Here is a 5799-nt window from a genome sequence, read left to right as displayed (position 1 = left end):
GGCATGGTGGAAAGGTACCTCACTTCCCCAGCGAGATGCTGGTTTCAAGGTGTCCACCATCTGGGGGTCAGGTCCGATTTACCGCCACGGTCAGCGTAGACGGGGTCAATAAGCCAAATGAACTGAGCTTTCCCGTTAGTCGGGTTGATTCCTACCCACGCTGGGCCGATGGAGTGAGAGATGAGCGAGCGCACCACGCTACGTACATAGGGGTTTAAGTCTGCGGGGTCACCACCGGCTGTTCCTATCTGGTCAACGTCGACGACTAGGACGGCGGCGTACTGCTTATTGGTAAGCATGACGTACTCGCATCGTCCTAGAGCTTCGGTGTCGAAGCGATACATGCGTGGCGAGTTCGTACCATCAGCATTGCGCATATAAGACTTGGAAAAATCCCGTCCAACAGACCCGTGGAGTACCTCGCGGCCTAAATGTGCGCGGAGTAAGTCGCGGTCGCTGGCGGATGCTGGGGTGTTATCCAGCCCGCCGCGGTCCGGTTCAACACGGGTAGGTGTTTTAGTGTGCGCGTTTTGCGCGTCAGCCTGTAGACTCATGGCCGTGCTTTCTCCCAGGTGTGTGCTGGGTGATAAGCGAAAGTCACTGGGTTGCCGCCCGGTGGCTTTCTTCGTTTTCACTGTCTTCCACCGACTCTAAATGACACCAGTGTCATTTAGTAGTCATGACACGCGAAGAATGCACCTTTTACCTGCAATTACGCATGGCTTGCCATGCGTAATTGCTTTTCTTCTGTGCAGATCTACTTCCCCATTTTCTCGTGCGATATTTGCCCTCACTGCGGTGGGGATGGCGCATGTAGAACTGCCGGGTTTACAGGAATACAGGTGCTGTAAAGATGTACTTCTGTAAACCTTTATTTGTTGTTACGTACGTATTCTTCGAGGTAGTTGCTGACAATCTCGCGTATGGTCACGCTTTTTTGCGCGGCGATGATTTTGAGTTCTGAGTGAAGTTCGCGGTCAATTTCGACGGTCATCTTCTTGACGTAGTCGCGGCCGGTGGGTTGGTGGAATGCACCTCGTACTGTTTTCTTCTCCGCTGCCGGGGTCGGCTTTGTGGTTTTCTTTGACGAGGTTCGCGGGCCTTGCTGTGCCCTGGCGCGCTCTTTGCTGGTGCTCATTTCATCATCTCCATGAGTTCGTCTGCGATCTGTTCATAACCGTGCATGTCTGGGCCTGGGCAGTAGCCGAAGGCTAGGTGCATGTCCTCGCGTAGCGGGATTTCGGTTTTAAAGTGGGGCATTTGTTCTGCGTCGAGTGCTTCTCGTGCAGCATCAAGGGCGCTGGTTCCCTTCCTGGCGAACGTCAGCAGGACTGCATGTGGTGTTCCGCTGACTGCGTCGCGCAGTTCCCACACGCGGGAGAGGTCGGCGGCAGCAGAACGGGTTGGAAGAATGATGAAGTCGCTGACAGCGATTGCTGCTTCAATAGCGTTCTCGTCTCCTGGTGGGACATCAATGAACATGAACTCATCGTCTCCGACGAGTGCCGCTTGCCTATCAACGCGCTTAGGGATAGACAGTTCGACCTCAAACGGTAAAGGGTCGCCTCCGTCTTCCGCACGTTCAGACCATTCTAGAGCTGAGCCCTGTCGGTCTAAGTCTGTGACAGTCACGGTCTTTCCTCGGTGGGCGAAAACCGTGGCGAGAAACATCGTTGTAGTGGTCTTGCCAACGCCGCCTTTGGCGTTAATGGCGGTAATGATCATGTCTTCTCCTAGGTGGATACGTCATTGCGCCTACCAGTTTACAGATTTCAGTAAATACTGCTTTACAGGTCTACAGTTGTACAGTTTACTGTAAACTCTAAACGCGCTGGCAGTTAAGTCTTTTAGTTCTCTTTATCGTCATGTTCTACAGACCGGCGAGCATGATGCGGTAAAACTCGTTTTCAATACTTTATGCTCAATTAAAAACAAACGAACTTCTAGGCGGGCTAAATAGGGAAAGTACTTCAGACACAGCCAGCTGATTCGAGAAAGAAGTCCAAATTACTAGCTGGAAACGATATATCAACCAAACGGTAGTAGCCTGTCCCACACACAAAGAATTGACACGATCTACTGTTAACTAAAACGCAGAGCGCTTGAATTTACGCAAAGAAACAACACTTACAAAAAAAGAAACCACACTTAATATTAATGGAATACGGCCGGGTGGAACCTCTAAAGCGAAAAGAAGGAGTTTCCAATTCGTATCAGACAATGATGGCCAAAGAGCAGTTTGTAAAACAAGCTGTGCTACAAGTGACAAAGCAAGTGTATCCACACTCACATATCTACCTATAAGAAGCGTCAAACCTGTAAGAACAGTAGATACATAAGCAAATCTAGTGCTTCCTATGCCGCAAAGGGAAAATACCCAAGGAATAATCCATAAAGTTACGAGGACCATACCGTCAATAAACAGCCAATTCCGTGAAGCTTGCGCTTCTAACCTGGAAATCTGATTTCTGAAAAAAATCACTGGCAATGCGGCATAAGAAAACGAACATAAAGTGCCAACGTTTGCCCCAGCAGTATCATTGAGCCAAGGGATATTTAGTAACCATCCCTCAGCAAAAGCAAGAACAAAGCCAATAAACAGCACCATGACTAAAACAGTAATTAGCCTATGCCCACGGCAGTACAAGAATGCGTATGATGTCATGGACTAATTGCTAACTCTGCACACAGTGTGCTCGATACGCTGAACAACATCTCCAACGTTAACTTGTCGATTAGGCTCCCAAGGAAGACCACTAAGCGTAATTCCCAAATCTTTCGCCGGAATTCCGCAGACTTTAGCGTCTGAACGAATCAGTTCTGCAGATCCAGCTTGATCCACAAACTCTCCAACTATCCCCTCTACCGTGGATTGGCCGCTTAAACTCAAATGCTCTTCCGAAAAATCTCCCCACATCACAGGACGCTCTGAAAAATCTCTCCACTCAGTGGGTGCTATTTTAGAAAAAGCATCCCTCGCCTGGATATTAAGTAATATATTTTCGCTAGGAACTTCCGGCCATGCACAGACATTAGAAGAGCAAACAACCTGACGAGAATCTCTTTGTGCAAGTCCAAAATCGGTGAGTTGCTGCGCCCAAGCAAAAGAACCGATAAAACAGACAAGCCCTAAAAAGAAAGTTAACATATACATTTTACTGCGGTGCCTGAACAGTGCCGCAGCCGAGACTATGGTCAGCGTAGCTCCGATAATCCCTACAATTGCTGTTCCAATTGCTTTCACATCTAGCGTTGCATCATAAGAACAGCACGCTAAAAAATCACCAGTTATACGTCTTAGGGGTCCAGGAGAAGTGGCTGGAACTACCGCATACCACGTATATGCAAGCGCAGCTGATACAGACACTGATACCAGTGGTTTAAACGAAAAACCAAGTGCACTTCCGATTAGCGTCCAACAGATACCGACGATGGACGAATAAGCCAGCATAACCCAAAAGATTAAAGAGCCGAACAGCGCAGAATCAGTACTTTGTGAAAGACTTGCTAATACGTAGCCAAGGGGAAAAAGCAGCGACCATACAAACATTCGGTTCACATAAATACGAACTACAGATTTTCTCCCCATCTGCACTAGAGGACGAAAACGTGATGCTTCCCATGCCATTGCGGCAGAAACCGCAGGAGCAATTACGAAGAACACCAGTGTAGATTGAGCAGCATTCGACTCATAGTATGGCGTCTTTCCTAATTCCGAAATAGGAACTGCGCTAAGGATTAGCCCAATAAGGCAAATCCATAATGATGGACGGCGAAGCCAGTGTTTAACACCGAAATTAGGAATCACTGTAATTTCCTCTCCGTACAAAGGATCGTGAGAGAATATGCGCTGGGGTATTTCCCGACTCTGTAGCTAGCTGTACAAAATCTTGCCGTGAACCATCGAAATGTAGCTTCCCCTTATCAAGAACAAGAACACGCTCGAAAGGTCTCTGTAGTTCGCCAGCATCATGCGTTGAGACAACTAGGTTATGCCCTCTATCCACAATCCGTTGGTATACCTCAGTTACATGCTCTTTGTTGAGTGGATCAAGTGCCGCACTAGGTTCATCAAGCAGTAATGTTTCCGCCCCAGAGTTCAACGCAGTGGCGATCGCTAGTCTAGAGCGTTCTCCTCCGCTAAGACTTTCGCACCGTTGACTAGACACTCTTGACAAATCTACAAAATCTAGCCAATCTAAGCTTTCTTTCTTTGCGGTCTTTTTATCTCGCCCAAACAACCAAGCAACATAAGCGCAGTACTCACTAGAGGTGAAACCGGTAATAGGATTAAATTTCTGCTCCACTATAGATATAGATCCTTCCCTCAGAACTGTTCCTTCCTTCGGAGAAGAATCTGATGCAAGAGCAGAAAAAAGCGTTGATTTCCCAGCGCCATTAGCCCCCAGTAGAAGCGTGGGGCGTTCATCTATCACCAGCTGCGGTATATCCAGAATTGTCTTATTTGAACGCCGCACTCTTAGTGCATTAGCCTGAACGGTCACTACCATACAAACTTCAGCCACTTGATGGTTAAGTGGTTCCAATCGAATGTATGGATATCGGCATGATAATTTCCTGCAGCCTGGCGCCCCCACCCGCCTCGGTCCCATCCCCCATAGCATCTATTGAACGAACGCGATCCTAGGTCGGGGTCCGGCCTCTTAGAAAGCTCTCGACGCAGGGTCATCTCAACTTTTCCAGGAGATCCATGTACAGCATTTAAGCAGGTAGCTGCTGTAATCTCCGTGTTGTAACCATCAATGTTTCGATCAATCCAGCCACGAGTCCTGAATCCATCGCGAACCCCGCTAACACTAGTTTCAAAGTGCCCCTCCGCATTCGCTGGAGCAGCGAACATAGAAACCGCCAAGGCAGTAACTAACCCCGCTACAATTTTCCTCTTCACAGAACTTCCCCTTTCGAAAGTTAAGCACGCCAAAATCGGCCTCGTCTTTATGCGTCTGCCTCAAGCTCTAAGCGTTGGATGGCTTTTACCTATGCCTGAAACAGCTTTACCTTAACTTATCCGCTTATAGTATGCACAGCCCGCAGTAAAGATATTCTAATTAATTCCCCCCCCCAATTACCCCTTATCCCCAAGTTTTATCCACCTCTAAAGTGCATGTTTGAAGTGTCCCAGGTTTTGTTCCGTTTGAGTAGATGGGAAAATCTGGAATATGCCAAGAAAATTTGACCAGGATGCGAAGGATCGTGTGGTCCGTCTTGTAGAGGACCGCATCTTGGCGGAAAATATGTCGATGCAAGCCGCGTGCCAGGCAGTAGCCCCAAAGCTGGGGGTGTCATGGCACACAGCCCGTCAATGGACCCAACAGGCCCGCCGTGCGGGAAACATCCCAGAACCCGTGCCTGAAGATCTGGCCGCCGAAAACGCGAGGCTTCGCCGTGAAAATCAAGAGCTACGCGACACCAATGAACTTTTAAAGGCTGCCTCAGCTTTTTTCGCGTCGGAACTCGACCCAAAACGTCGGAAATGATCCGGTTCATCGATGAATACCGGAATCGTTTCTCTGTCGAGTTCATCTGTAAGACGTTGAAGAAAAACCGCGCTGGTGGGTTCATCACCTCGCGTGGGTATCGTCAGTCCAAGGCCCGTGGGGTAAGTGCTCGCGGCCTTCGTGATGCTGTGCTGGTTGAACGCATTAGTGCTATCCATCGGGATAATTACGGCATCTACGGTGTGCGGAAAATGTGGCATGCTCTTCATCGTGACGGAATCGATATCGGTCGTGAACAAACCGCGCGGCTGATGCGTCTAGCCGGTGTATCAGGCAAAGG

At 48.8% G+C, this 5799-nt stretch carries 7 protein-coding genes and 1 pseudogene; 2 read left to right on the top strand and 6 right to left on the bottom strand.

Going from position 1 to position 5799, the window contains the following annotated elements; genetic code table 11:
- Window positions 1-44: 44 nt before the first annotated feature.
- From ABRP86_RS11335 to ABRP86_RS11310, 6 genes are all read right to left on the bottom strand, one after another.
- On the bottom strand, window positions 45-554 hold the full coding sequence (locus ABRP86_RS11335) for a replication initiation protein (protein ID WP_349864433.1): 510 nt from the start codon (window positions 552-554) through the stop codon (window positions 45-47).
- 317 nt (window positions 555-871) lie between these two features.
- Window positions 872-1138: a hypothetical protein gene (locus ABRP86_RS11330; RefSeq protein ID WP_349864431.1), complete on the bottom strand. Its 267-nt coding sequence runs from the start codon at window positions 1136-1138 to the stop codon at window positions 872-874.
- Window positions 1135-1725 (bottom strand): AAA family ATPase, encoded by a 591-nt coding sequence (locus ABRP86_RS11325; protein ID WP_257159630.1) that lies wholly within the window; start codon window positions 1723-1725, stop codon window positions 1135-1137. The genes ABRP86_RS11330 and ABRP86_RS11325 overlap by 4 nt, the downstream gene beginning before the upstream one ends.
- Window positions 1726-2086: 361 nt before the next feature.
- Window positions 2087-2608, bottom strand: coding sequence for a hypothetical protein (locus ABRP86_RS11320; protein WP_349864429.1), 522 nt, complete (start codon window positions 2606-2608; stop codon window positions 2087-2089).
- Window positions 2609-2668: 60 nt separating this feature from the next.
- A complete protein-coding gene (locus tag ABRP86_RS11315) occupies window positions 2669-3808 on the bottom strand; it encodes a hypothetical protein (RefSeq protein WP_349864427.1) in 1140 nt (379 codons plus the stop codon).
- The gene (locus tag ABRP86_RS11310) at window positions 3798-4505 is read right to left on the bottom strand and encodes an ATP-binding cassette domain-containing protein (protein ID WP_349864425.1); all 708 of its coding nucleotides are present in this window, start codon (window positions 4503-4505) and stop codon (window positions 3798-3800) included. Before ABRP86_RS11310 ends, ABRP86_RS11315 begins: the two co-directional genes overlap by 11 nt.
- Before the next feature lie 620 nt (window positions 4506-5125).
- On the opposite strand from ABRP86_RS11310, the pseudogene ABRP86_RS11305 reads away from it, so the two are divergent.
- Together ABRP86_RS11305 and ABRP86_RS11300 are read left to right on the top strand one after the other, a co-directional pair.
- Window positions 5126-5498: pseudogene (locus tag ABRP86_RS11305) on the top strand (transposase).
- The coding region (locus ABRP86_RS11300) for an IS3 family transposase (RefSeq protein ID WP_349864423.1) at window positions 5495-5799 on the top strand (305 nt) is incomplete at its 3' end. The pseudogene ABRP86_RS11305 and the gene ABRP86_RS11300, both read left to right, overlap by 4 nt.

The organism is Corynebacterium sp. KPL3927, assembly GCF_040225835.1.
Classification (GTDB): domain Bacteria; phylum Actinomycetota; class Actinomycetes; order Mycobacteriales; family Mycobacteriaceae; genus Corynebacterium.
This window is presented reverse-complemented; position numbering and strand designations above follow the sequence as displayed.

Excerpts from the sequence above, each read along its gene's own strand:
- ABRP86_RS11325 (WP_257159630.1), bottom strand. The coding sequence starts at position 1,725 with ATGATCATTACCGCCATTAACGCCAAAGGCGGCGTTGGCAAGACCACT.
- ABRP86_RS11320 (WP_349864429.1), bottom strand. The coding sequence starts at position 2,608 with ATGGTGCTGTTTATTGGCTTTGTTCTTGCTTTTGCTGAGGGATGGTTA.
- ABRP86_RS11335 (WP_349864433.1), bottom strand. The coding sequence starts at position 554 with ATGAGTCTACAGGCTGACGCGCAAAACGCGCACACTAAAACACCTACC.
- ABRP86_RS11330 (WP_349864431.1), bottom strand. The coding sequence starts at position 1,138 with ATGAGCACCAGCAAAGAGCGCGCCAGGGCACAGCAAGGCCCGCGAACC.